Consider the following 22,415-nt stretch of genomic DNA (forward strand, 5'->3'; position numbering starts at 1 on the left):
AGCCTACTCGTCGTAGCAGTCGTCGTCGGGAACGATATCCGGTTTCTTCAGGTCCCGCAGGATCTCCCGCGCAGCGTTTGCCCCGCAGGCCGAGGAGACGCCGCCGCCCGGGTGCGTCGAGGACCCGCACATCCAGAAGTTCTTCAGCGGCATGCGGTACTGGCCGTAGCCCGGGAACGGGCGGTTGAAGAGCAGCTGGTCGATGGTCAGCTCGCCCTGGAAGATGTTGCCCTGGGTGAGGCCGATCTCGTTCTCGATCTCGTGCGGCGTACGCACTTCCATGTGCACGATGAGGTCCTTGAAGCCCGGTGCGTAGCGCTCGATCTTGTTCACCACGGTCTGGCCGAAGGCATCGCGCTTCTCCGGCGTCCAGGGGCCGTCGGCGAGCTCCGGCGGGCAGTACTGGATGAAGTTCGACATCCAGTGCTTGCCGGCCGGGGCTACGGTCGGGTCCCAGGCGCTCGGGATCACCGATTCGATGAACGGGTCCTCGGACCAGGTGCCGCGCTTCCAGGCGTCGTAGGCCCGCTCCATGGTCTCGAGGGAGCCGACAAAACCCTGGCCGCCGCGATTGATGTAGGGGTTGTCGGGCAGGCCGGTGAAGCGCGGCATGCCCGACAGGGCGATATTGACCTTGCCCGAGGAGCCCCGGATCTTGAAATTGCGCGCCCGCTCGAGGATGCGCGGGGGCAGGTCCCGGGGCGCCAGCAGCCGCGTGAAGGTGCGCTTCGCATCCAGGTTGGAGACGACGATGTCGGCGTAGAGCTCGTCGCCGTTTTGCAGCACGACGCCGACGGTTGCGCCGTCCTTCACCAGGATGCGTTCGACGCCGGCCCCGGTGCGGATTTCGCCGCCGGCCTCGTGCAGGGCGCCGGCGATGGCGTGGGAGATGGCCCCCATACCGCCGCGGGCGAGGCCCCAGGCACCGACGTTGCCGTCGACGTCGCCCATGACGTGGTGCAGCAGGATGTAGGCGGAGCCCGGGGACTCGACCCCGAGGGCCGTGCCGATGATGCCCGGGCTGGCCATGGCGGCCTTCACCAGGTCGTTCTCGAAGTAGTCCTCCAGGAAGTCCGCGGCGCTCATGGTGAAGAAGCGGATGTACTCGTACAGCTCCTTCTCGCCCAGCTTCCAGAACTCCCGTGCCAGCCAGAGCAGCTCGCCGATATCCCGGGGCTTGAAGGAGGCCGGGTCCGGCGGTGTGCGCAGCAGGGTCTTGCGGATCAGCTGCGCGTAGCGGCCGAGGTCAGCCTGGAAGCGCGACATGGCATCGGCGTCATGCGGCGAGTGCCGCTTGAGCTCGAGGTAGCTGGCTTCCTCGGTCGGGTAGTCGATGAGAGTTTCGCCGTTGTCGCCGAAGGCCACGGTGCCGAGGTAGGGCACGAGGAGCAGGCCGTGGCGCGACAGGTCGAGGTCCCGGTGGATGGCCTGGCGCATCATGCTGCAGACGTACGAGCAGCTCGAGTAGTGCCAGCCTTCGTGCATCTCCCGGGTGACCGCCGCGCCCCCGATGTAGTCGTTCTTCTCCACCACGAGGACATCGAGGCCGGCGCGGGCGAGGTAGGCCGCGTTGGTCAGGCCGTTGTGCCCGGCCCCGATGACGATGGCGTCGTAGCGCTTCACGACAGGATCACCTTGGCCGCGTTGTGCCCTGGTGCGCCGGTGATGCCGCCACCGGGGTGGCTGCCCGCGCCGCAGAGGTAGAGGCCGGGAATCGGGGTGGCGTACTGCGCCGCGCCGTAGGTGGGGCGCATCATCAGCAGCTGGTCGATGGCGAACTCCGTGTGGTGCCAGTGGCCGCCGGTCACGCGGTACTCGCGGGCGAGATCGTCGGGGGTCAGCAGCTCGGCGTGCAGCACCTGTTCGCGCAGCCCCGGTGCGTAGCCTTCGAGCGTGGTCAGCAGGCGTTCGATGAGCGCGGCCCGGGCGGCATCGTTCCAGCCACCCTTCAGCGTGGCCGGCACATACATGACATGGGCGGAGAGCACGTGCTGCCCGTCCGGGGCGAGGCCCGGCTGGTGCAGGCTCGGCAGCACGACCTCCATGACCGGGTCCTTCGAGCACTCGCCGTACTTGGCATCGTCGAAGGCGAACTCGATGGCGTCGAGGTCCGGGGCGATGAGCAGCCGGCCGTCGGCGCGGTCGAGGCCCGTGAAGGCCGGTTCCCCCGCCAGCGCCAGGTGCAGCTTGGCGACGTAGCCCTCACAGCGCAGCCGGCGGATGCGGTTGGTGAACTCGATGTCGAGGTGGCGCGTGCCGACGAGGTCGAAGAAGGTACGCCGCGGGTCGGCGGAGGAGACAACCCGGCCCGCGCTGATCTCCTCCCCGCCGGTCAACACGACGCCGGTGACGCGCTGCCCCTGCTCGTCGCCCTCGATGAGGATGCGCTCGACGGGCGCGCCCGTGCGCAGCGTCGCGCCGGCTTCCTGCGCTGCGCCGGCGAGCGCGTCGGCGAGGCCGGCGAGGCCGCCGGCGGGGATGCGATGGGCGCCGCCCTGGCCGCCCGCATGGCGGTAGAAGAGCTGCAGCACGGACTGGTTCGGTGAGCGCGGCGCGAGGCGCCCGCCGATCACGCCGTCCCAGGCCAGGGCGGCTTTCAGGCGGTCGCTCTCGAAGTGCTCGTCCATGAGGTCGCGCATGGGCAGCGTGGCCACGCGGAAGAACTCGAGCATGTCGTCCCGGCCGAGGCGGCGCAGGCGCAGCCCGAGCCGGGCGAAGGTCATCAGTTCGCCGGGCCTGCGGCTGCCGATGGCCGGCATGGCCTGCAGCCAGAAGGGCGCGAGGGCCTTACTGAAGGTCTCCAGCGCATCGCGGTAGCGCCGGTAGCTGGCACGATCGGCGTCGCTGACACCGTCGACCGTGTCCGGGGTAAGGGTGACGTGTTCGCCCGCAGCGCCAAGACCGATAGTGGCGAGCGCCGCTGTGTCGCCGCGATAGCCGTGGCGCTCGAGGCTTAGCTCCCGGGCAATGGCCGGGGCGAACTGGTACTCGCTGTGCGCGACGGAGGCGTGGAAGCCCGGATGGAACTCGCGGCTGGCGGCCAGGCCGCCGGCCTGCTCCGCGGCCTCGAGGACCAGTACCCGCTGCCCCTTTCGCGCCAGGTAGGCGGCGCAGGTCAGGCCGTTGTGGCCGGCCCCGATGATGACGGTGTCGTAGCGCTCCACGCGATGACGCGTCCCGGCTTTCAAGAGAAGATGCAGCCTAAGCGCGGCCTCCTGAGGCGACTACCGTGCCTATACGCCGGGACTGCCCGCGCTCAGCTCGCGGCGCGCACGTCTACGGTGCAGTCGTAATAGCAGGCGCCGCCGGCGAGGTCGGCGCGGTGCCCGGGGATGAGCGCATTGACCGTCTGCCCGGTGGGGCTGTCGACGAGCCACGCGCCCTTGGGGACGAAAACCGTGCCCGGCCGCACGGCGTCAGTCACTGCCAGGGGCAACTGGACTTCGCCCTGGCTGTTGTAGAGCACCACCCGGCAGCCGTCCGGCAACGAGAGGCTCCGGGCATCTGCGGGGTGCATCTCGCAGCTGAGGTCGTCGCGGTGGGCCGCCAGGCCCCCGAAGGTCGAGTTGATACGCCGCTCCGAGGCCGGGCTCACGAGGATGAAGCGGCGCGGTGACGAGAGGGGCCGGAAGCGGGGAAGCCCCTCGCCGCACTCCGCATCCAGGGCCGCGCTGTACAGCTCGATGCGTCCGCTCGGCGTTGCCGGCGGCAGGTCGCGCACGACCGCCGCCGTGCCCTGCCGGGCCATGTCCAGGGCTTCGTCTACCGGCAGCTCGCTGGGCCGGCGGCCGGCGAGTGCCGGATGGTCGGCGTCGATGGCCTGGTCCATGAGCGCTTCGTCACTGTCCCGGAAGCAGGCCTCCGGGAAGCCGAAGCGGGCCGCCAGCCGGCGGAACAGCTCGGTGTTCGGCAGCGCCTCCCCCACGGGCGGCAACAGCGGTTCCGAGCGCTGCAGGAAGGCATGCCCGTAGGCCGTGTACAGGTCGCCGTATTCGAGATGCGTCGTCGCCGGCAGGACCACGTCCGCCAGCGCCATGGAGTCCGTCATGGACACGTCGGAACCGACGACGAACAGGTCCGGGTGCCGGAGGGCGGCCTGCATGGCCCGGGCCTCGGGATGCACCGCCACCGGGTTGTGATTGTAGATGAAAAGTGCCCGCAGCGGTGTCTCCCCGCCGGGATCGAGAACCAGCCGCGGGATGTCGAGGACGTTCAGTTCACGCAAGGGGCCGGGGGCAAGGTCGGGGCGGGCCAGGGCGTCCTCGTTGACCGGGAAAAAGCCCGAGACATCGCAGATGCCGGCGCCCCGCGGCCCGAAGTTCCCGGTCAGCGCGGGCAGCGCATAGGCCGCGCGCAGCCCGGCGCCGCCGTTGCGGTTGCGCTCGGGGGCGACGCCGATGCTCATGGCGGCGGGCGCGAGGTCCCGCCACCAGCGGGCGAACCGGCGGATCGCGTCGGAGGGCAGGCCGCAGAGCCGGGCGGCCCGTTCCACCGGGTAGGCCCTTGCCGCCTCGAGGAAGGCCTCGGCGCCGAGCACCTGGTCGCGGATGAAGGCCTCGTCCAGGCCGCCGATGCGCTCGAGCTCCGCGGCGACCGCGTAGGCGAGTACCACATCCGTGCCCGGCAGCAGGGGCAGGTGCAGGTCGGCCTCCCGGGCGATGCGGATGCGCTTCGGGTCGACGACCACGAGGCGGGCGCCGCGGTCCCTGGCTTCGCGGATCAGCGTCGTCAGGTGCAGGTTGCAGGTGGTGATGTTGTTGCCCCAGACGACGATGAGCCGGGCGTCGCCGAGCTCGGTATAGGGAATGCCGCCGACGTCGCCGAACACGCTGTCCCAGGCCGCGCTCGACACGCCGGCGCAGAGCGGTGAGGCATCGACCCGGCTGGCGCCGAGCCGGTGGAAGAAGCGCTTGTCCATGGAGCCATTGGCGAGGAGCCCCATGGGGCCGCCGTAATAGAGTGGGGCGATTGCCTCCGCCCCGAAGCGCGAGCGTACCCGCTCGAAGCCCTCGTGGACCGCGTCCAGGGCTTCCTCCCAGCTGACGCGCCGGAAGGCGCCCCCGCCCCGGGGGCCGTCGCGGCGCAGCGGTGCCGTGAGCCGGTCGGGGCCGTGCACCTGCGGCGCGAGGCCCTGGGCCACCTTGGCGCAGATCTTGCCGCGGGTGAAGGGGTTGCCGTGGCTGCCGCGGACGCGCAGCACCCGGTCGCCGTTCGTTTCCACGGACAGGCTGCAGGTGTCCGCACAATCCAGCGGGCAGACGGCGGCGCGGAAGGTGGACGCGACTTCCGCCCTCGGGGCGTCTCGGCTCATGGCGATCCTCCTGGGCGCGCTGGCTTGAGCATGGCACGGCTGCCGCGAGCCCGCCAGCGGTAGCCGGCGCCGGGAGCGGGGCTATACTGGCCGCATGGCACACAGCGACGAATACGATACCGCCATGCTGGCCGCCATGAACCTCATCTGGGGCGAGGGTTTCATGGCGCCGGGCGGCGAGGGGCACGTGGACAAGCTGGTTGCCGGCCTGTCACTCCCCGGCCTGCGGGTGCTCGACATCGGCTGCGGCCAGGGCCGCCCGGCGTGCTACCTGGCGGCGCGCTACGGCGCCCGGGTAGTCGGGACGGACCTCGAGGGTCACCTGGTCGAGCGCGCCCGGGAGCGCGCCCGGCGCGAGGGCCTCGACGACCGTGTCAGCTTCCTGCAGGTGCAGCCCGGGCCACTCTGCTTCGACGACGGCAGCTTCGACGTAGTGCTCAGCACCGGCGCCTTCACCCAGGTCGAGGACAAGGCCGGCATGTTCCGCGAGTGCCGGCGGGTCCTGCGCCCCGGGGGCGCCCTCCGTGCCTACGACTGGATGAAGACGGAGGGGGAATACAGCGGGGCGATGCGCGAATGGCTGGCGCTCGAGGGCCTGACCTACGCGATGGTTACCGCCGAGGAGCAGGCTGCGCTCCTCCGGGCGGCGGGCTTTGTCGACCCGGTGGTCAGCGATGCCTCCGCCTGGTACCGGCGCGAGGTGCGGCGGGAGTATGACGACCTGGCCGGACCCCTCCTGCCACGCCTCAGGGCGCTGCTGGGTGACGAGCAGGCGGCGCACTTTGTCGACAACTGGCGGGCCGCCTGCGCGGTCTGCGAGAGCGGTGAGATGCGCCAGGTGTACACGGCCGCGCGCTGCTGAGCGCCCGGCCGCGGCCGCTCAGTGCGGCCGGGCAAGCTGTTCCGGTTCGATGCCGAGGATCTTCAGCCGCCGCGCCAGCGCCGGGCTGCGGGTGTCCAGCCAGCGCTGGTAGAGGGCGAGGATATCGCCGTCGTCCGCCGGGGCGTCGCTCGAGCAGGCATCGGCGACGAGGTCGAGCATGGTGGCGAAGGCCGCCGAGAGCTCGGCGAACACGTGCCGGCCCCGGCGGGCGTTGTCCGCCAGGTAGTCGTAGGCGCTGCCGCCCATGCCGACGAAGTAGTCCTGGCCGATGCCCTTGCGTTCATAGCGCTCCGGGAACAGGGCGCCGAGGAAGAGCGCCATGTCGCCGAGCTGCTGCAGCAGCAGGCAGCGCTGGCGGTCGTCCGGCGCCTCGACCGCGTCGCCGTACAGCAGCGCCAGGGGGCGCAGGTCGTAGCTGCCATCCTCCCAGCTGAAGAGGCTGTCGGCCCGGCCGAAACGGTCGAGGAGCTGGCTTAAGTACCAGCAGGTGTCTTCCTGGGGAGGCGGGTCGATGTCCCTCGCGCAGTCCGCGAGGCGCCGCTGGAAGTAGGCGGCGAGTGACGGTTCCTGAAGGGAAAGTCCGGCATCGCGATCGTGCATGCCACCTCCTGTATGACGTCCACCCAAGCGCAATATAGGCAAAGAGGCGCCGTCGTCAAAGCCCCGCCCTGGTAAAGTCCCTGTGGTTCGGAACACCTCGGTCGCCAGTGAGTACGGGGCGAGTGCGGGATACTTCTCTCAGTCGCTCCCCGATACACGCTTTGTGAGAGAAGTATCCCGCACTCACCCCTCACGCCCTGCGCACCCCCCAAGCCCGCCGCTTTGCCGGAGCGGTAGGGGCGGGTGCTGGAGATGCCCCCACAAAGCGTGAAATGGGGAGCGACTGGGGGTATCTCCAGCACCCGTCCCGGGATGATCTGAGCTGTTGTGCCCGGGCGTGGAGCAATTGGGATGAAGCGACTGAGAGAAGTGTCCCGCACTCCCTCCGTGCTAGTGGCACCAGCGGTAACCCGCTCTGCTCCCTCCCCCTCTCGGCGCGGTGCGAAAACTTTTCTCCCGAGACTCTTGAAAAGTTGCCGCCCGTGCCCAAATCGCCACGTCGGTAGGTGTCGCTTTGGACACCAACCGCTTTTCCCATGGTTGCAGTAGTGATGACTTCAGGAGGAACACACTGTGAGCATTCGACCCCTTGCCGATCGGGTTGTCGTGCGTCAGCTCGAGGCGGAAAACACCAGCAGCGGCGGCATCATCCTGCCGGGCAGCGCTGCGGAAAAGCCCAATCAGGGCGAAGTCATTGCCGTCGGCCCCGGCCGTACCCTCGACAATGGCGACGTCCAGCCGGTCGCCGTCGCCGTTGGCGACCGCGTGCTCTTTGGCAAGTACGCGTCCACGGAGCACACCATTGATGGCGAGGAACTGCTCATCGTCCGCGAGTCGGACATCCTTGCCGTGATCGAACAGGAAGAAGCTGTGGAGAAAGCCGCATGAGCGCCAAGGAACTGCAGTTTGCACACGACGCCCGGGAGCGCCTGCTTTCCGGCGTGAATATCCTCGCCAACGCTGTCCGCGCCACCCTCGGACCGAAGGGCCGCAACGTGGTGCTCGACAAGAGCTTCGGCGCGCCGAAGGTCACCAAGGACGGCGTCACCGTGGCCAAGGAAATCGAGCTCAAGGACAAGTTCGAGAACATGGGTGCCCAGATGCTCAAGGAAGTGGCATCGAAGACGGCCGACGTGGCCGGTGACGGCACCACCACCGCCACGGTGCTGGCCCAGGCGCTGGTGCGCGAGGGTCATAAGGCCATCGCCGCCGGCTACAACCCCATGGACCTCAAGCGCGGCATCGACGCGACGGTCCGGGCCGCCGTCGAGGAACTGAAGACGCTGGCCAGGCCCTGTGACGACAACAAGGCCATCGGCCAGGTGGCTACCGTCTCCGCCAACTGGAACACGGATATCGGCGAGATTCTCGCCGAGGCCATGGAGAAGGTCGGCCGTGACGGCGTGATCACGGTGGAGGAGGGCAAGTCCCTCGAGAACGAGCTGGACGTGGTCGAGGGCATGCAGTTCGACCGCGGCTACCTGTCGCCGTACTTCGTGACGAACAAGGACAAGATGCAGGTGGAGCTCGACAACCCCTACGTCCTCCTGTTCGACAAGAAGATCAGCAATATCCGCGACCTGATCCCGCTCCTCGAGGAAGTCTCGAAGGCCGGCCGGCCGCTGCTGATCGTCGCCGAGGACGTTGAGGGTGAGGCCCTCGCCACCCTGGTGGTGAACACGCTCCGCGGCATCCTCAAGGTCGCGGCCGTGAAGGCCCCGGGCTTCGGCGACCGGCGCAAGGCGATGCTGCAGGACATCGCGGTCCTCACCGGCGGCACGGTGATCTCCGAGGAGGTCGGCCTGTCCCTCGACGGTGCGAGCCTCGAGGATCTTGGCAGCGCCGGACGCGTGGTCATCACCAAGGATGACACCACGGTGGTCGAGGGGGCCGGCGCGAAGGCCGACATCGAGGCCCGCGTTTCCCAGATCCGTGCCGAGATCGAGAACTCGACCTCCGATTATGACCGCGAGAAGCTGCAGGAGCGGGTTGCCAAGCTCGCCGGCGGCGTCGCGGTGATCAAGGTCGGCGCGGCCACGGAAGTGGAGATGAAAGAGCGGAAGGACCTGGTCGACGACGCCCTGCACGCGACCCGCGCGGCCGTGGAGGAGGGCATCGTGCCCGGCGGCGGCGTCACGCTGGTGCGCATTGCCGATGCCATCGAGGGCAAGGTCGAGACGGCCAACCAGGACCAGGCCATCGGCGTCACGCTGACGCTGCGCGCCATGGAAGAGCCCTTCCGGCAGATCGTGGCCAACGCGGCCGTCGAGCCGAGCGTGGTGCTCGGCAAGGTGCGCGAGCACGACGGCAGCTACGGCTACAACGCGCAGACGGAAGCCTACGGCGACATGGTCGAGATGGGCATCATCGACCCGGCCAAGGTGACCCGCTCGGCGCTGCAGAACGCGGGCAGCATCGCCGGCATGATCCTCACCACCGAGGTCATGATCGCTGACCGGCCCGAGCCGAAGGCATCGGCCATGCCGTCCCCGGGCATGGACGACTTCTGATCGCTCAACCCCGGGCGGCGCCCGCCGCCCGGGCCTTCTTTCGCTTTGCCGCCGATTGGCGGTCCCGCCGTCCCCTAGACGCTGCCTTCCCCCTGCGGTGGCAGCTTTGGCCTGAGGGGCCCGTTCCCGGGCTGGCTTCAACTGCCCTCCCCTCTCTATCCCAGGTTATTGAAACTAAAGATAAAAATATAAGGTCAGGAAAAAGTCAGGCAGAGATCAGCGCCCGCTCCGGGCGTTGCCGGGTGCGCCTGCCCATGCTTCCCCCGTGCCTTGCGGCACACCGCCTTTCGCTACACAACAGGGGATTAATCATGAGTGAGTTCCAACCCGATTCGAACAGCCTCGCCGGTGCGGCCAGTGTCTTCCGTAAGCGCGCTGCCTTTCGCAACAGTTTTTGCACCCTCGCCCTCGCCGGTGTGGGTATGGGAGCCGGTGCCGAGCCTATCAAGCTCGAAATCATCCACGAAGGTTTCACGGAAGACGCTGTCGTGCGCATCCAGGTTTACGGCGAGGACGAGAACGGCGACGGGGTACTGGCGGCGGTGCCTGATACACCGGACTTCATCGCCTCGACGGGCGGCGCGCTCAGCCCGGCCGACGAGGTCTGGCAGATCGATGTCCAGTTCTCGGGCAGCAGTGTCTATCCCGCTTTCGAGGCCACCTGGGACCGGACCGAGTACGCAGCCTTCAATAATTACTTCACGGTATTTGCGCATTTTTCATACGACCTGGAAGGCGGCCCGGTGATCGGTGATGGCGAGAACGAAGGCTACGTGCTCACCCCCTTCGACCGACCGAACTCCGTGGCGATCGGTCAGAAGGGACTCACGGTCAACGGGTTCCAGTGTGAGCTCGCCGGCTTCGACGCGGTCGATTGCGGCATGCTCCAGAAATTTGTCCAGTTCGAGCCCTTTGATCCCACCCAGGCGGTCGTCGACTTCGGCAATAGCACGGCCACCGTGCGCCGTGTGTTCTTTGCAGAGGGCTTTGCGCGTCCGGGCGTCAATGACAATGTGGTCTTTCTTAACGCCGACAGGGAGTTCTGGATGGGTGTCACCAGCAATTCCGGCATTGGTATGGACCGCATCGATCCCAGGACGGTGCGCGTAGGGCGCGGCGAGGCCGTGCCGTCAGGGTGGTTCCGTCCGGACCTTAATGGCGACGGCATCCGCGACCTGATGGTGCGGGTCAATATCCGCGCGACGGGAGCGACCTGCGGTGATACGCGCATGGAACTCTACGGCTACAGCTTCGATGACACGGTCAAAATCGAGGCCGAGGACGTACTGATCGTCAACGGCTGTCCCTGAGCCATGAAGCCTGCCGCGCTTACGCGGCAGGCGAACGTTTTCCGTCACGGCGCCGCGCGGGTTGGCCAGCTTTCCCCTGTAGCGTACGGCACCGCGGTTTGTCCCGCGGGCGAGCGGCCGGCTGCGGAAACAGCCGGCCGGCGCCGGGGCGGCTCTTTAAGCTCCCACTGCCACTGCCACTACCACTGCCTCCCTTGCCTCCATCGCTGTATGATTACCCGAGGCAGTGTTTCGCAGGGGTATGCGGATGCAGAGCAGCCGCCGTTTCGGCGACTGGCGCTTCGACGCTGACACGGGTGACCTGAGCGGTCCGGGGGTGGCCCGGCGGCTTCCGCCGCAGACGGCCCGCCTCCTGGTGTTCTTCCTTGATCACCAAAACGAGCTGATCACCCGCGAGCGGCTCATCGAGACCGTCTGGGGAGGGCGGGTGGTGTCCGATGACGCGATCCATCGTGCCATTTCCATCCTGCGTCAGACCCTGACACCGGGAGACATCCACGCCTTCATCGAGACGGTGCTGCGCAAGGGCTATATCACCCATTTCCCACCCTCACCCCCGCCGGACGCCGGACCCGCCCTGGACCCGGCCGCCGCCGAACCGCCGCCGAATGATCCCCCGGCCGCCGACTTGCCGCCGACCTCGCCCCCGGCCGCAGGACGGCGCCGCCCCTGGGCCTATGCCGCGTTGGGTCTCCTGGTCCTCTCCCTCGCTGCCGTGTTGTCACTGAAAGGCGGAGGGGAAGCACCCGCGGCCGCGGCAGGCGCCGCTGCCGGGCCGTCCGTGGCGGTCCTGCCGTTTCTCGACCTCAGCGAGGATGGCGGCAAGCCCTGGCTGGCGGTCGGCGTCTCCGACACCATCCTTCACCACCTTGCGCAGGTGCGAAGCATCCGGGTCGCGGCGCGGACGTCTGCCGCGGTTGCCGCCGAGCGGGAACTCACGGTCCCGGAAATCGCCCGCGCACTCGATGTGTCGCTGGTGCTCGAGGGCAGCGTGCAACAGGCCGGCGATGATGTGCGCATCATTGCCCAGCTCATCGATGGTGTGAACGGCAGCCACCTCTGGTCGAAGACTTTCCGGGGCAGCACGCAAGAGGTGTTCGCGCTGCAGGAGTCGGTGGCCCGCGCGGTGCTTGCCTCCATGCCCGCCGGCGATGCCGGTGTGACGCTGCCGGCCGTCCGGGCGCCCGGGCTGGCGGCCTTCGAACGCATTGTCCGGGGGCGCGAACAGCTCCAGCGCAAGACCGTGCGCTCCCTGGAAGTGGCCGGCCGACTTTTCGGCGAGGCCATGGATCTCGCGCCCGACTATCCCCTGGTGCGTACCTATCTCGCGGAAACGCTGATCCTGCAGGATCAGATTGCCCTCGGCCTGCAGGACAGCTATTCCGGCCTGCCCTCGCTGCGGACGCGGGACGCGATCGTGCCGCTGCTGAAGGAGGCGCTGCGCCTCGACCCGGCTTCCGGCGAGGCCAAGGCATTGCTGGCCTACGCAACCCCGTCGCTGGACCTGGCCGACAAGCGCTTCCGCGAGGCGCTGGCCCTCGCGCCGAATCATGCCGACAGCTATTACTGGTACGCGAACTTCCTGGTGCTGCGTGCCGGCGAGTTTGATCGTGCCCTGGACGTGGTCGAGGACGGGCTGGCACTCGACCCGCTATCTCCCCGCTTGCGCTCCCTGCATGCAAGAGCCCTCTGGTCCGTGGGGCTGGCGGAACGTGCCCGGGCGCAGCTGCTGGACTACCTGCGCGACGATCCCGGCTACCCGACGAACTACAAGATCATGGCGCGCTGGGAGATGCAGGCCGGGCGGATCGACGAGGCCCTGCGCTGGACCCTGGCCCTGCGTCGTCTCGACCCCGCGAGCCCTTCGCACTGGGGCGAATTCGGTGGCGAGTGTTTCTACCGCGAGATGCTCGGCCAGGCGCCGGAGACCGCGCAGTGCTACGCGGCGTTCGCCGCCGCTCACCCGGAATCGATCACGGCGCGGCGGAATGCGGCCATGGCCGACGGAGGGCTTGCGGCCGCCGTGCCCGTTTTCCGCGCGTCGGTTGCGGAGGATCCCGGCAATCGCTACCGCGTCATGCAGCTTGCCAATTTCCTGCTTTACGCGGGGGATGACGACGGCGTGCTCGAGGCGCTCGATGACGGTTTTCCGCGCCTGCTCTCCGATGCAGAGATTGACAGCCTGAATGTATGGGCCGCTACCATGGGCGCGACGGCCGCCTGCCGGCTCGAGCGCCGCCCGCTCTGCGGCGACCTGCTCGACCGGATCGAGGCGGGGCTCGCCCGGCACCGGCCCCGGGTCGGCGGGGGCTACTTCACGGGCATGGAGTCGGTGGAGGTCCTCGCCCTGCGCGGCGACGGGGCGGGCGCCCTGTCCGCCCTTGAAACGCTGGTCGCCGATGGCTGGGCCTTCGCCTGGCGCTGGTTCGTGATCGCGCCGAGCCTGGCGCCGCTTCACGACAGCCCCCGCCTGGCTGCGGTCATCGACAGCCTGGAAATACGCATGGCCGAACAGCGGCGCCGCTTCGAGGCCCGGCGCGGGGAACCCCTCTTCTAGACGTAAGCGCCTGTTTTAGAAACGATAATCCAGCCGCAGGCCGACGGTCCGAGGCGTGAGGGTCACCTGCGTGTTGCGCGCGTTGCCCGTCGCGACGGCGCCGGTGTCTAGGATCACGTCGTCATTGTCCGTGAGGTTCTCGACGTAGAGCGTCGCCCGCCAGGGGCCGCTGGCAAGCCCCAGGCTGCCGTTGACGGCCAGGTAGTCGGCATTCTTCGCGAGGCTGGGGTTCGCAAGCCCCGTGCCGGGCGCGTTGCTGAAGCGGTTCGGGCTGTCGCTGCGGTAGCGCAGGTCCAGGCGCGCGCTGAGTTCGCGGCCGCCGGGGAGCGGACGCCGGTAGTCAAGGGCCGCCGCCGCCAGCACGTCGGCGGTGCCGGGCAGCGTATCGCCCTCCAGGGCGCCGCTCAGGAAGGCCTGCCGCGCTGTCTGCGACTCGATCTCCGCGTCCTGGAAGGCGATGTTCGCGCTCACGTTCAGCCGTGCCGTGACCGCCAGCGCGAGTTCGAGCTCCAGGCCCTGTGACACGGCGTCGCCGGCGTTGGCGATGAAGTTGATCCGGTCCGAGGGCCTGAGTGCGTCCACCTGCACGTCGCGCCAGTCGATGTAGTAGAGCGCGCCGTTCACCACCAGGCGCTCGTCGAGCCAGCGGGTGCGGAAGCCGACTTCGTAGTTGATCGTCTTGTCGTGGTCGTAGCCGGTGGGGATGACCACGTCGTCCGGGTCCACGGGGCTGGGCCCGAAAGAGGGGTTGACCTGGCCCACGCGGTAGCCGCGGGCGATGTTCAGGTAGAGGTGTCGGCGCTCGTCCGGTTGCCAGGCGGCGACCAGGCGCCAGCTCACGGCGTCGTCGGTGGTCCTGTTGTCGATGGGTGGCAGCGCCAGCGGTGTCAGCGTATCGAGGTCAAAGAGGAAGCGGTCGACCGCCTGGAAGCTGGACTCGGTCCGGAAGGCGCGGATGCCGGCCGTCAGGGACCAGCTGTCGGAGAGCGCGTAGGTGCCGTCCGCGAACAGCGCCTGCTCATCGGACTCCGTCTTCGAGACCTCGCGCAGCAGGCTGTTGCCGTCGAGCAGCCCCGGCACGATGCCGTTCACGAACCCCTGGAGGTTGGTGAAACCCAGGTCGAATAGCAGGTCGTAGTCCACGGTCTGGGCGAAGGCCCCGGCGGTCCAGGTCCAGCGGCCGCGGCGGTCCACCAGGCGGAGCTCCTGGCTGAGGATGTCGCTGCTTGCGGGCGTCGACCGGTTGACCAGGCTGCCGAGGGGGCCGGAGTCGGGGCCCTGCACGACCCAGCCCGTCTTCGTGCGCTGGAAGTTCGTTGCCGAGACCAGGTCCCCGCTGCCTGTGTCCCAGGCGATGCGCAGCGAACCCTGGGTAAGCTCCGCCTGGCGTCCCTCGTTGATGTCCGTGTCGCGGATGAATTTGCCCAGGGCCGCGTCCCAGGCATCGGCGTCCTCCGGCTCGCTGTCCTGGTGCATCACCATCGCATCGATCAGCCAGCGCTCCGCCGGGCGCCAACGCAGGGCGAGGCGCCCGCCCCGGTCATCGTTGCTGTTGCGGGCGCCGGTGCCGATGTTGCGCACCCAGCCGGGCTCGTCACGGAGGTAGGCCACGGCGCGCAGAGCCAGGCGCTCGTCCACGAGCGGGACATTGACCATGCCGCTGTAGCGCTGGCGCAGGCCGGCGTGCGCTACGTCCGCCGCGTCGGCGCGGAAGCTGGCGGCAAAGCGCCCCGCGTCCGGCTTGCGTGTGATCACACGCACCGCGCCGGCGAGGGAGCCGGAGCCGTAGAGCGTGCCCTGGGGCCCGCGCAGTACCTCCACGCGCTCGATGTCGTACATGCGCAGGTCGGGCATTACCAGGGCGGCGTAGGGGGGCATCACGTGCATCTCATCGACGTAGAGCGCCGTGGGCTCCTGGGTCAGCTGCGTGTCGCCGATGTCCGTGTTGATGCCCCGGGTGGTGATCGTCGCCCGGTTCTGCAGGGGCTGGAACAGGGTGATACCGGGCTGGCTGTCGACGTAGTCCTCGAGACGGTCGTAGCCGCGCAGCGCCAGTTCCTCCCCGCTGAGCACCGAGACGGCGCCGCTGACGTCCTGCAGCGACTGGTCCCGGCGATTGGCCGTCACCACCACTTCTTCGAGCCGGGCGCCTGCGGTCGCGTCGCTGGCGGCAATGGCCGACGAGGTTGCGGCGAGCAGGGGCAGCAGGGCGGCGTGGGGCGCAAGGGGAGCGGCCCGGCAAAGACGGGGACGACCGTGAGGCATGAGGGAATCCTGGCGTTTTCCGTGAGTATACGCATTCCATGCATCGGGCGAAGTGATTTGCACTTTCATTCGCGCCATGACGCCGCCGTGGCGAGCCGGGAATCTCCTGACCGGCATGCTCTTCGGTGGCTGGCTGCTGCGGGCGCCCGCCGCCCTGGGTTTCCCTCCCGCTGCCCGGACGACAGCCGTTGACGGCCGTGAGTCACCGGCCTAGCTTGTTCCTGTGGCCGATTCCCTCTCCAGCACCGGCTCGCCGGTCGAGCCCCTCGTCCTGCGCCTGCATCCGGGCGACGATCTGCGCCTGGCCCTCGAGGCAGAGAGCCTGCGTCGAGCCGCGAGCTGGATCCTGATCAGCGGCATCGGCAGCCTCGACGTCGCCATGCTGCGTTTTGCCGCGGCAGGGGCGCCGTCACCACTCGCCGGCCCCCTGGAACTGCTCTCCCTCGCCGGCACGGTCTCCGTGGATGGCGCGCATCTTCACGCGGTGGTTGCGGACGCCGCCGGCGGCGTCTGCGGTGGCCATGTCTGTGCCGGTTGCACGGTCGCGACCACGGCTGAAATCGCGCTGCTGCCGCTGGCCGGTACTCGCCTTGGTCGGCGGATGGATCCCGCCACAGGACACCCGGAGCTGACGATGAGGCCCGGAGACTCGCACTGACCCGCGAAAGCCGGTTGTCAGGACGCCGCGCCCGCCTTGCCGAACCGCTGCGCCAGCTTCCGCGGCAGGATCTCCCGGGTCGTCTCGTAGGCTACGCGGTAGAGTTCTTCCTTCCGCTCCGGGGGCAGTGACAGGTCCATGGGTGAGGTCGTGCCCGCATCGATCACGATCGTCGACAGCCAGAAGTCGTCGTTCACGTATTCGCGCGACAGGGTGGTCAGGAAGGCGCGCACGAGCAGCTCGAGGTAGGCGCGCGCGGGAGGGAAGGCGTGCGCCGGTTCCGCGGTCGTGTGGGTACTGCGCAGGCGGAACACGACCACCGGTGTGCCACGGCCGGTCCAGTCCCGGATGAGGGCATCCTCGGAAAGAATGCTGCCGTCCACCAGCAGCTTCTGCTCAAACTCCTTGAAGCTGAACAGTATCGGCACGGACATGGAGTAACGCACGGCTTCCGCCACGGGCATCTCGCCGTGCTGCTCGCGGTCGAAGACCACGGGGCCGCCGCTACGCACATCCGTCGCTACCACGCGGAGATCCCGCTCCAGGTCGTTGAAGGTGCGCCCGCCGAGTTCCCGGTCCATCCAGCGCTGGAACGCGTCGCCGCTGGAGAGCCCGCCGGTGCGCAGCAGGGAGACCACGTTCTGCGTGGCGAACTGGCTGAAGTCCGTCTGGCGAGCGAGATCGTGAATCTCGTCGATGGGACGCCCGGCGGCAAGCAGGGCGCCGACGATGCCGCCGCCGGACACGCCGACGAGGGTGTCGTAGCCGATGCCGACATCGGCAATAGCGCGGAGGACGCCGACGTGCGCGCTGAGGCGTCCGCCGCCCCCCGACAGTACGGGGACGATGGCGCTGTCGCTAGCCGCCGTCTCGGTCACGCTGCTCGCATCCCCGCTTCCTTGCACGGTGCATTACCCGGAGTATAGCTGGCCGACAGGCCGCAGCCACTTCGTCGTCGCAGCGGCTTTGATTATCATCGGGGCGCGGATTGCGAGGAGGGAACGTGCGCCGCTTACGGACTGCGCTGCCCGGCTGTCTTCTGCTGCCCATGCTGGCCGCGGCCTCGCCGTGTGCGACTGCCGACAGGGTGCTCTCCGCCTACGACCCGGTCCGCGTGGAAGCCGTGCTGGCAGAGGCCGAGGCCCGGCAGGCGGCGGGCAGGCATCGGGAAGCGCTGCGCGGCTATCGCCGCGCGATTCACCTCAAGCGCATCAACGAAGGCCTGGACACGCCGGCGCAGGTCCGTCTCCTGCAGCGGGTGCTCGAGAGCCAGCTCGCCCTGGGACTGCGGCAGGCTGCCGACGCCACCCACGACAACCTCTACCGTCTGCGCCTGCACCACGCCGCCGGGCCGGCGGAACGTCTTGCCGCGGCCACGGCCTACAGCGATTGGAAACGCGAGCGCTACCTGGACGCAGGTGGCACCGCCGGTTACCGCTCCCTGCTGGCCATGATCGACGTTCACGAGGATGCCCTGGCCGCATTGCGTGCCGAGGGTGAAGACGGGCTGGCCGAGGTGCCGCATCTCTACCATCGCCTCGAGGCGGAGTACCTCGTCTCAACCTATGCCGGCGAGAATTCACCGGTCACGCACGTGCACTCCGGGGGCGTCGGCCTCGCGGACTACCAGAGCGCGACCGACCTCGATGCCGACCGCTTCCGGCGCCTGCGGAAGCACAATTTCCGCAACGGCCGGCAAATCCTCGAGCGCATCATCGCGGTCCTGGAAGCGCAGCGGGAGCAGGATACCGAGGCCCTCGCCGCGGCAAAGATCGCCCTCGGCGACTGGTACCTGTGGTGGCACAAGCGGGGCCGGGCGCTGGCGAACTACCGGGAGGCCTGGGTGCTCTATGAGGGCGACGGCGACCCTGCGACGGACCCGGCGGCGCTCTTCCCCGGCCCGCGGGAGCTGCCGGATGCGGATGCCTTTTCCACGGGACGCGCCCCGGACCCCTACCAGCAGCCGGCCCGGGCCCTGGTGCGCTTCGAGGTGTCGCGCCTCGGCGAGGTGCGCGGCATCGAGTTCCTCGAACTGGAGCCGGACGACGCGCCGGGAGCGCGCTCGGCGCTCTACCAGTTACTCAAGAATTATCGTTTCCGCCCGCTGCTGCGCGACGGCGAAGTGGTCGCGGCCAGCAACGTGGTCCGCCGCTACCGCTATCACTACTGAACGCTAGTCGGCCGCGTCGCCGCCCTCGCTGGCCAGGGCGTAGTGAGCCCGGTCGATGAGGTAGGCGCGGATCGCCTCCACGTCCGCTTCGCCGAGCTCGTCGCTGAAGCCGACCATACCCTTTTCCCAGTGCAGCCCGCCGCGGACGATGGCCTGGAACTGCGCGTGCTTCTCCGCCGTGAGAGCGCGCAGGTCCGGGGTCACGCCGCCGCTCACGGCGCCGTCGCCGTGGCAGAAGACGCAGTACTGGAGGTAGAGCTGCTTACCGTCGGCCACTGTTTCCGCGTCCACCGTCTGCGGCGGCGGGTCGATGACCAGCTCGCCGCGTTCGGCGGGCGGCAGGGCGGCGTCACCACCCAGCTTGAACACGAGGAGCCGGCTGCGGTTGGGTATCGGGCCCGCGGTCAGTGCCTCGCCGCCGACCAGGGGCAGGGAACCGCCCCAGCCGGCTACCACGGCGACGTATTGTTCACCGTCGAGGCGGTAGGTCACCGGTGGTGCAACGATGCCCGTCTGCGCATCAAAGGACCAGAGTTCCCCACCATTATCCGCACGGTAGGCCACCAGTTCGCCTTCGGCATTGCCCTGGAAGAGCAGGTTGCCGCCGGTCGAGAGCATGCCGCCGTTCCAGGGGCCCGCGTGTTCCACCTCCCAGCGCGGCGCCATGGCCACCGGGTCCCAGGCGACGATGGTGCCGCGTACGGTCTTGAGCACCGCTTCTTTCGTGGCCGGGTCGTCGGGCAGGGCGGCGGGGCGCGAGTCGGTGCCGGTGTTCCAGTAGCCGGGCCGGTGCTCGAACGCTTCGTCGGCGGCATAGACCCAGCCCACGTCCTGGCGGGGGATGTAAACGAGGCCGTGCTCCGGGTGGTAGCTCATCGGGTGCCAGTTATGGCCGCCGATAGGGCCGGGCAGCTGCAGGCCGGTGGGGCCGTCTTCGTAGCGCGCGCCCTCGGCGACCACCGGGCGGCCCGTCTCCGGGTCCACATGGGACGCCCAGGTGACCGTGGCGTAGGGTTCGGCGGCGAGGAACTCACCGGTGCGCCGGTCGAGGACGTAGAAGAAACCGTTCTTCGGTGCCTGCATGATCACCGGACGCTCCTCGCCGTCGATCACCAGGTCGGCAAGGATCATGTGCTGCGTCGCGGTGTAGTCCCAGCTGTCACCGGGGGTGGTCTGGTAGTGCCACACATAGCTGCCGTCATCGGGGTTGAGGGCGACAATGGAGGACAGGTAGAGGTTGTCGCCGCCGTCCGGGCTGCGCAGCTGCCGGTTCCAGGGGGCGCCATTGCCGACGCCGATGTAGAGCAGGTTGAGCGCCGGGTCGTAGGCCATGGAATCCCAGACCGTGCCGCCGCCGCCGATCTCCCACCAGGGGCCGCCGCCCCAGGTTTCGGCGGCGCGTGCGAGGGCCGGGCTTTCGAAGCCTTCCGCCGGGTCGCCGGGGACCGTGTAGAAGCGCCAGCGCAGGCTGCCGTCGTCGACATCGTAGGCGCTCACGTAGCCGCGCACGCCGAGCTCGGCGCCACCGTTGCCGATGATGACCTTGTCGTCGATGATGCGCGGCGCGCCGGTGATCGAGTAGGGCTTGCTGCGGTCCGTGGTCTGCACTTCCCAGCGCACGCTGCCGTCGGCGGCATTGAGGCTGATCAGCCGGCCGTCCAGGGTGCCGAAGAACAGGAGACCGTCCTTGTGGGCAACTCCCCGGTTGACGACGTCGCAGCACAGGTGCACGGCCCAGTCCCGCGGCACCTCGGGGTCGTAGAACCACTTCAGTTCGCCGGTCCGGGCATCGTGGGCGAACACGTGGCTCCAGGAGCCGGTGGTGTAGATCGTGCCGTCGATGACCAGCGGCGTCGCTTCCTTGCCCCGGGCCGTCGGGTAGTCGAAGTACCAGGCGAGGCCGAGGTCCGCGACGTTGTCCGTGTCGATCTGCGCCAGCGGGCTGTGCCGGGTCTCGGCGTTGTCGAGGCCGTGCTGGCGCCACTCGACATCCGGTGCGGCTGTGGCGGTAACACGGCCCGGGGCTTCCGGGGGCTGCTCGCGGCTGCAGGCGGCGAGTAGGCAGAGTACGCCCACGGCGGGCAGGGCGAGGCGGTAGCGCATGGTACTTCCTTATGGTTATTCGCACCGCCATTCTAAGGGAAGGCTCCCCGGCGTGGTACAGCTGCTGTGGCAAGCCCGGGGCAAGCCTGGGGAAAGAAAGCCCCGCGCCGGCAGGCCCTGCACCCGGGTGGCCGCGGCGGCGGGTCGCTTCTACAATGGGCAGTTTTCGTCCCGGGGGAATTGCCATGTCTTGCCGTCCTGTCCTTGCCGTGTTTCTCTGCCTGTCTTTCTCCCTGGGGCTCGCCGCCTGTGCCGCGGGGCCCGCGGAGGTGGTTCGAACCATGGAACAGGTCGAGGAGCGCGCTGCCGCGGCCGGGCTTGGCGCGGGGGGCCGCCCGGTAGGCGAACCCTGGAGCCGCAGCCCGGTCTACGGCGCCGGCGGCATGGCGGCGACCGCGCAGCCGCTGGCCTCCCAGGTGGCCATCGATGTGCTCAAGGCCGGCGGCAGCGCGGTCGACGCGGCGATTGCCGCCAACGCGGCGCTGGGCCTCATGGAGCCCACGGGCAACGGTATCGGCGGCGATATCTTTTTCATCATCTGGGACCCGCAGACGAAGCAGCTCTACGGCTACAACGGCTCCGGCCGCGCACCGCGGGGGCGCAGCCTCGATGAGCTCAAGGCGCGTATTGCCGGGCTCAAGGCCGCGGGGGCCGTACCGGAAGATCTCGAGGGCATTCCCTCCCACGGCTCCCTGCCGGTGACCGTGCCCGGCACCGTGGACGGCTGGTTTGCCGCCCACGACCGCTTCGGCCGCCTGCCCATGGCCGAGGTGCTGGCGCCGGCGGTGCGCTATGCCCGCGAGGGCTTCCCGGTGTCGCCGGTGATCGCCTATTACTTCCAGCGCAACCTGGCCGGCTTCGAGTCGCGTGCGGCGATGATCGAGGAGTTCGACAACGCCCGGGCCACGTACTTCGCCGGCGGCGCGCCGCAGGCCGGGGAACTCTTCCGCAACCCGGACCTTGCGAACACGCTCGAGACCCTCGGCCGCGAAGGGCGGGACGCCTTCTACAGGGGGGAGCTTGCGCGCACTATGGACGCCTACTTCAAGCGCATCGGCGGCGATCTGCGCTACGAAGACTTCGCCAGCCATCGCGGCGAGTGGGTGGAACCGGGCCACGTGGAGTACCGGGGTTACGATGTCTTTGAGCTGCCGCCGAACGGCCAGGGCTTCGCGGCGCTGCAGATGCTGAACATCCTCAGGAACGTCGATCTCGCGCAGTGGCCGCGGGCCTCGGCCGAGGTCTTCCACTACCTGGTCGAGGCCAAGCGCCTTGCCTTCGAGGACGTGGCCCGCTACTACGCCGACCCGGCGGTTGCCGACGTGCCCCTGGCCGGGCTGCTCGCGGAAGACTACGGCCGCGAACGCTTCGCGCTTATCGATCCGGCGCGCGCGACAGCGGCCTTCGGCCCCGGCGAGCCCAGGCTGGAGAGCGACGGCGACACCACTTACCTCACGGTCGCCGACGGTGACGGCATGATGGTCTCGATGATCCAGTCCAATTACCGCGGCATGGGCACGGGGTTGGTCGCCGACGGCCTCGGCTTCATGTTCCAGGACCGCGGCGAGCTCTTCTCCCTCGACCCGGCGCATCCGAACGCCTACGCCCCGGGCAAGCGCCCCTTCCACACGATCATCCCGGCCTTCGTGATGAAGGACGGCGAGCCCTGGCTGAGCTTCGGCCTCATGGGTGGCTCCATGCAGCCCCAGGGTCATGTGCAGGTGCTGGTCAATCTGATCGATTACGGCATGAACGTGCAGGAGGCCGGTGACGCCGCCCGCTTCAACCACGACGGCGGGCGCCACCCCACCGGCGTGCACGGCGATCCGCTCGGCACGCTGGCGGTGGAGCCGGGCGTGCCGGCGGTGACCATCGAGCGGCTGGAGGCCATGGGCCACCGCGTCGAGGTGATCGAGGACGGCGTCCGCTTCGGCGGTTACCAGGCGATCATGCGCCTGCCCAATGGCGCCTACGCCGGCGCCACGGAGAAGCGCAAGGACGGCACCGTCGCCGCGTACTGACCCGGCTTTCCGCTGGAGCCTGCGGGC

The 22,415-nt window shown here is 69.0% G+C and carries 15 protein-coding genes; 8 read left to right on the plus strand and 7 right to left on the minus strand.

Features of this window, described 5'->3' with window-relative positions:
• Window positions 1–3: 3 nt before the first annotated feature.
• The 3 genes from ACX93N_RS12935 to ACX93N_RS12945 all read right to left on the minus strand — a co-directional run bounded on the left by ACX93N_RS12935 (window position 4) and on the right by ACX93N_RS12945 (window position 5,311).
• The gene (locus tag ACX93N_RS12935) at window positions 4–1,623 is read right to left on the minus strand and encodes a phytoene desaturase family protein (protein WP_459428847.1); all 1,620 of its coding nucleotides are present in this window, start codon (window positions 1,621–1,623) and stop codon (window positions 4–6) included.
• Window positions 1,620–3,164, minus strand: a complete 1,545-nt coding sequence (locus ACX93N_RS12940; protein WP_459428848.1) for a phytoene desaturase family protein — start codon at window positions 3,162–3,164, stop codon at window positions 1,620–1,622. Before ACX93N_RS12940 ends, ACX93N_RS12935 begins: the two co-directional genes overlap by 4 nt.
• Before the next feature lie 92 nt (window positions 3,165–3,256).
• Entirely contained in the window at window positions 3,257–5,311 is a 2,055-nt protein-coding gene (locus ACX93N_RS12945) for a molybdopterin-containing oxidoreductase family protein (protein ID WP_459428849.1), read from the minus strand.
• A gap of 94 nt (window positions 5,312–5,405) precedes the next feature.
• Here ACX93N_RS12945 and ACX93N_RS12950 point away from each other — a divergent pair, with 94 nt between their 5' ends.
• Window positions 5,406–6,173, plus strand: a complete 768-nt coding sequence (locus tag ACX93N_RS12950; protein ID WP_459428850.1) for a class I SAM-dependent methyltransferase — start codon at window positions 5,406–5,408, stop codon at window positions 6,171–6,173.
• Between the two features lie 18 nt (window positions 6,174–6,191).
• On the opposite strand, the gene ACX93N_RS12955 is transcribed toward ACX93N_RS12950, so the two are convergent.
• Complete coding sequence (locus ACX93N_RS12955) at window positions 6,192–6,794, minus strand: hypothetical protein (protein ID WP_459428851.1); 603 nt, start codon at window positions 6,792–6,794, stop codon at window positions 6,192–6,194.
• 573 nt (window positions 6,795–7,367) lie between these two features.
• Between ACX93N_RS12955 and ACX93N_RS12960 the strand changes: the two genes are divergently transcribed.
• The 4 genes from ACX93N_RS12960 to ACX93N_RS12975 all read left to right on the plus strand — a co-directional run bounded on the left by ACX93N_RS12960 (window position 7,368) and on the right by ACX93N_RS12975 (window position 13,171).
• On the plus strand, window positions 7,368–7,682 hold the full coding sequence (locus ACX93N_RS12960; RefSeq protein WP_459428852.1) for a co-chaperone GroES: 315 nt from the start codon (window positions 7,368–7,370) through the stop codon (window positions 7,680–7,682).
• Window positions 7,679–9,304, plus strand: a complete 1,626-nt coding sequence (gene groL / locus ACX93N_RS12965) for a chaperonin GroEL (RefSeq protein WP_459428853.1) — start codon at window positions 7,679–7,681, stop codon at window positions 9,302–9,304. Before ACX93N_RS12960 ends, groL begins: the two co-directional genes overlap by 4 nt.
• Window positions 9,305–9,615: 311 nt before the next feature.
• The gene (locus ACX93N_RS12970) at window positions 9,616–10,614 is read left to right on the plus strand and encodes a hypothetical protein (RefSeq protein WP_459428854.1); all 999 of its coding nucleotides are present in this window, start codon (window positions 9,616–9,618) and stop codon (window positions 10,612–10,614) included.
• Window positions 10,615–10,861: 247 nt separating this feature from the next.
• On the plus strand, window positions 10,862–13,171 hold the full coding sequence (locus ACX93N_RS12975; RefSeq protein WP_459428855.1) for a tetratricopeptide repeat protein: 2,310 nt from the start codon (window positions 10,862–10,864) through the stop codon (window positions 13,169–13,171).
• Window positions 13,172–13,186: 15 nt separating this feature from the next.
• On the opposite strand, the gene ACX93N_RS12980 is transcribed toward ACX93N_RS12975, so the two are convergent.
• A complete protein-coding gene (locus ACX93N_RS12980; protein WP_459428856.1) occupies window positions 13,187–15,436 on the minus strand; it encodes a TonB-dependent receptor in 2,250 nt (749 codons plus the stop codon).
• A 223-nt stretch (window positions 15,437–15,659) separates the two neighbouring features.
• Here ACX93N_RS12980 and ACX93N_RS12985 point away from each other — a divergent pair, with 223 nt between their 5' ends.
• Entirely contained in the window at window positions 15,660–16,094 is a 435-nt protein-coding gene (locus ACX93N_RS12985) for a PPC domain-containing DNA-binding protein (protein WP_459428857.1), read from the plus strand.
• A 17-nt stretch (window positions 16,095–16,111) separates the two neighbouring features.
• Here the strand turns inward: ACX93N_RS12985 and ACX93N_RS12990 are convergent, their stop codons facing one another.
• Window positions 16,112–16,999, minus strand: a complete 888-nt coding sequence (locus ACX93N_RS12990; protein WP_459428858.1) for a patatin-like phospholipase family protein — start codon at window positions 16,997–16,999, stop codon at window positions 16,112–16,114.
• 98 nt (window positions 17,000–17,097) lie between these two features.
• Between ACX93N_RS12990 and ACX93N_RS12995 the strand changes: the two genes are divergently transcribed.
• On the plus strand, window positions 17,098–18,264 hold the full coding sequence (locus ACX93N_RS12995) for a hypothetical protein (RefSeq protein ID WP_459428859.1): 1,167 nt from the start codon (window positions 17,098–17,100) through the stop codon (window positions 18,262–18,264).
• 3 nt (window positions 18,265–18,267) lie between these two features.
• On the opposite strand, the gene ACX93N_RS13000 is transcribed toward ACX93N_RS12995, so the two are convergent.
• Window positions 18,268–20,367, minus strand: coding sequence for a PQQ-dependent dehydrogenase, methanol/ethanol family (locus tag ACX93N_RS13000; protein ID WP_459428860.1), 2,100 nt, complete (start codon window positions 20,365–20,367; stop codon window positions 18,268–18,270).
• A 185-nt stretch (window positions 20,368–20,552) separates the two neighbouring features.
• On the opposite strand from ACX93N_RS13000, the gene ggt reads away from it, so the two are divergent.
• Entirely contained in the window at window positions 20,553–22,388 is a 1,836-nt protein-coding gene (gene ggt / locus ACX93N_RS13005) for a gamma-glutamyltransferase (protein WP_459428861.1), read from the plus strand.
• Window positions 22,389–22,415 lie beyond the last annotated feature (27 nt).

Source organism: Pseudohaliea sp. (assembly GCF_054552115.1).

What these genes read in the sequence shown, in the direction of transcription:
- ACX93N_RS12945 (WP_459428849.1), bottom strand. Translation starts at nt 5,311, where the DNA reads ATGAGCCGAGACGCCCCGAGGGCGGAAGTCGCGTCCACCTTCCGCGCC.
- ACX93N_RS12950 (WP_459428850.1), top strand. Translation starts at nt 5,406, where the DNA reads ATGGCACACAGCGACGAATACGATACCGCCATGCTGGCCGCCATGAAC.
- ACX93N_RS12955 (WP_459428851.1), bottom strand. Translation starts at nt 6,794, where the DNA reads ATGCACGATCGCGATGCCGGACTTTCCCTTCAGGAACCGTCACTCGCC.
- groL (WP_459428853.1), top strand. Translation starts at nt 7,679, where the DNA reads ATGAGCGCCAAGGAACTGCAGTTTGCACACGACGCCCGGGAGCGCCTG.
- ACX93N_RS12970 (WP_459428854.1), top strand. Translation starts at nt 9,616, where the DNA reads ATGAGTGAGTTCCAACCCGATTCGAACAGCCTCGCCGGTGCGGCCAGT.
- ACX93N_RS12975 (WP_459428855.1), top strand. Translation starts at nt 10,862, where the DNA reads ATGCAGAGCAGCCGCCGTTTCGGCGACTGGCGCTTCGACGCTGACACG.
- ACX93N_RS12980 (WP_459428856.1), bottom strand. Translation starts at nt 15,436, where the DNA reads ATGCCTCACGGTCGTCCCCGTCTTTGCCGGGCCGCTCCCCTTGCGCCC.
- ACX93N_RS13000 (WP_459428860.1), bottom strand. Translation starts at nt 20,367, where the DNA reads ATGCGCTACCGCCTCGCCCTGCCCGCCGTGGGCGTACTCTGCCTACTC.
- ggt (WP_459428861.1), top strand. Translation starts at nt 20,553, where the DNA reads ATGTCTTGCCGTCCTGTCCTTGCCGTGTTTCTCTGCCTGTCTTTCTCC.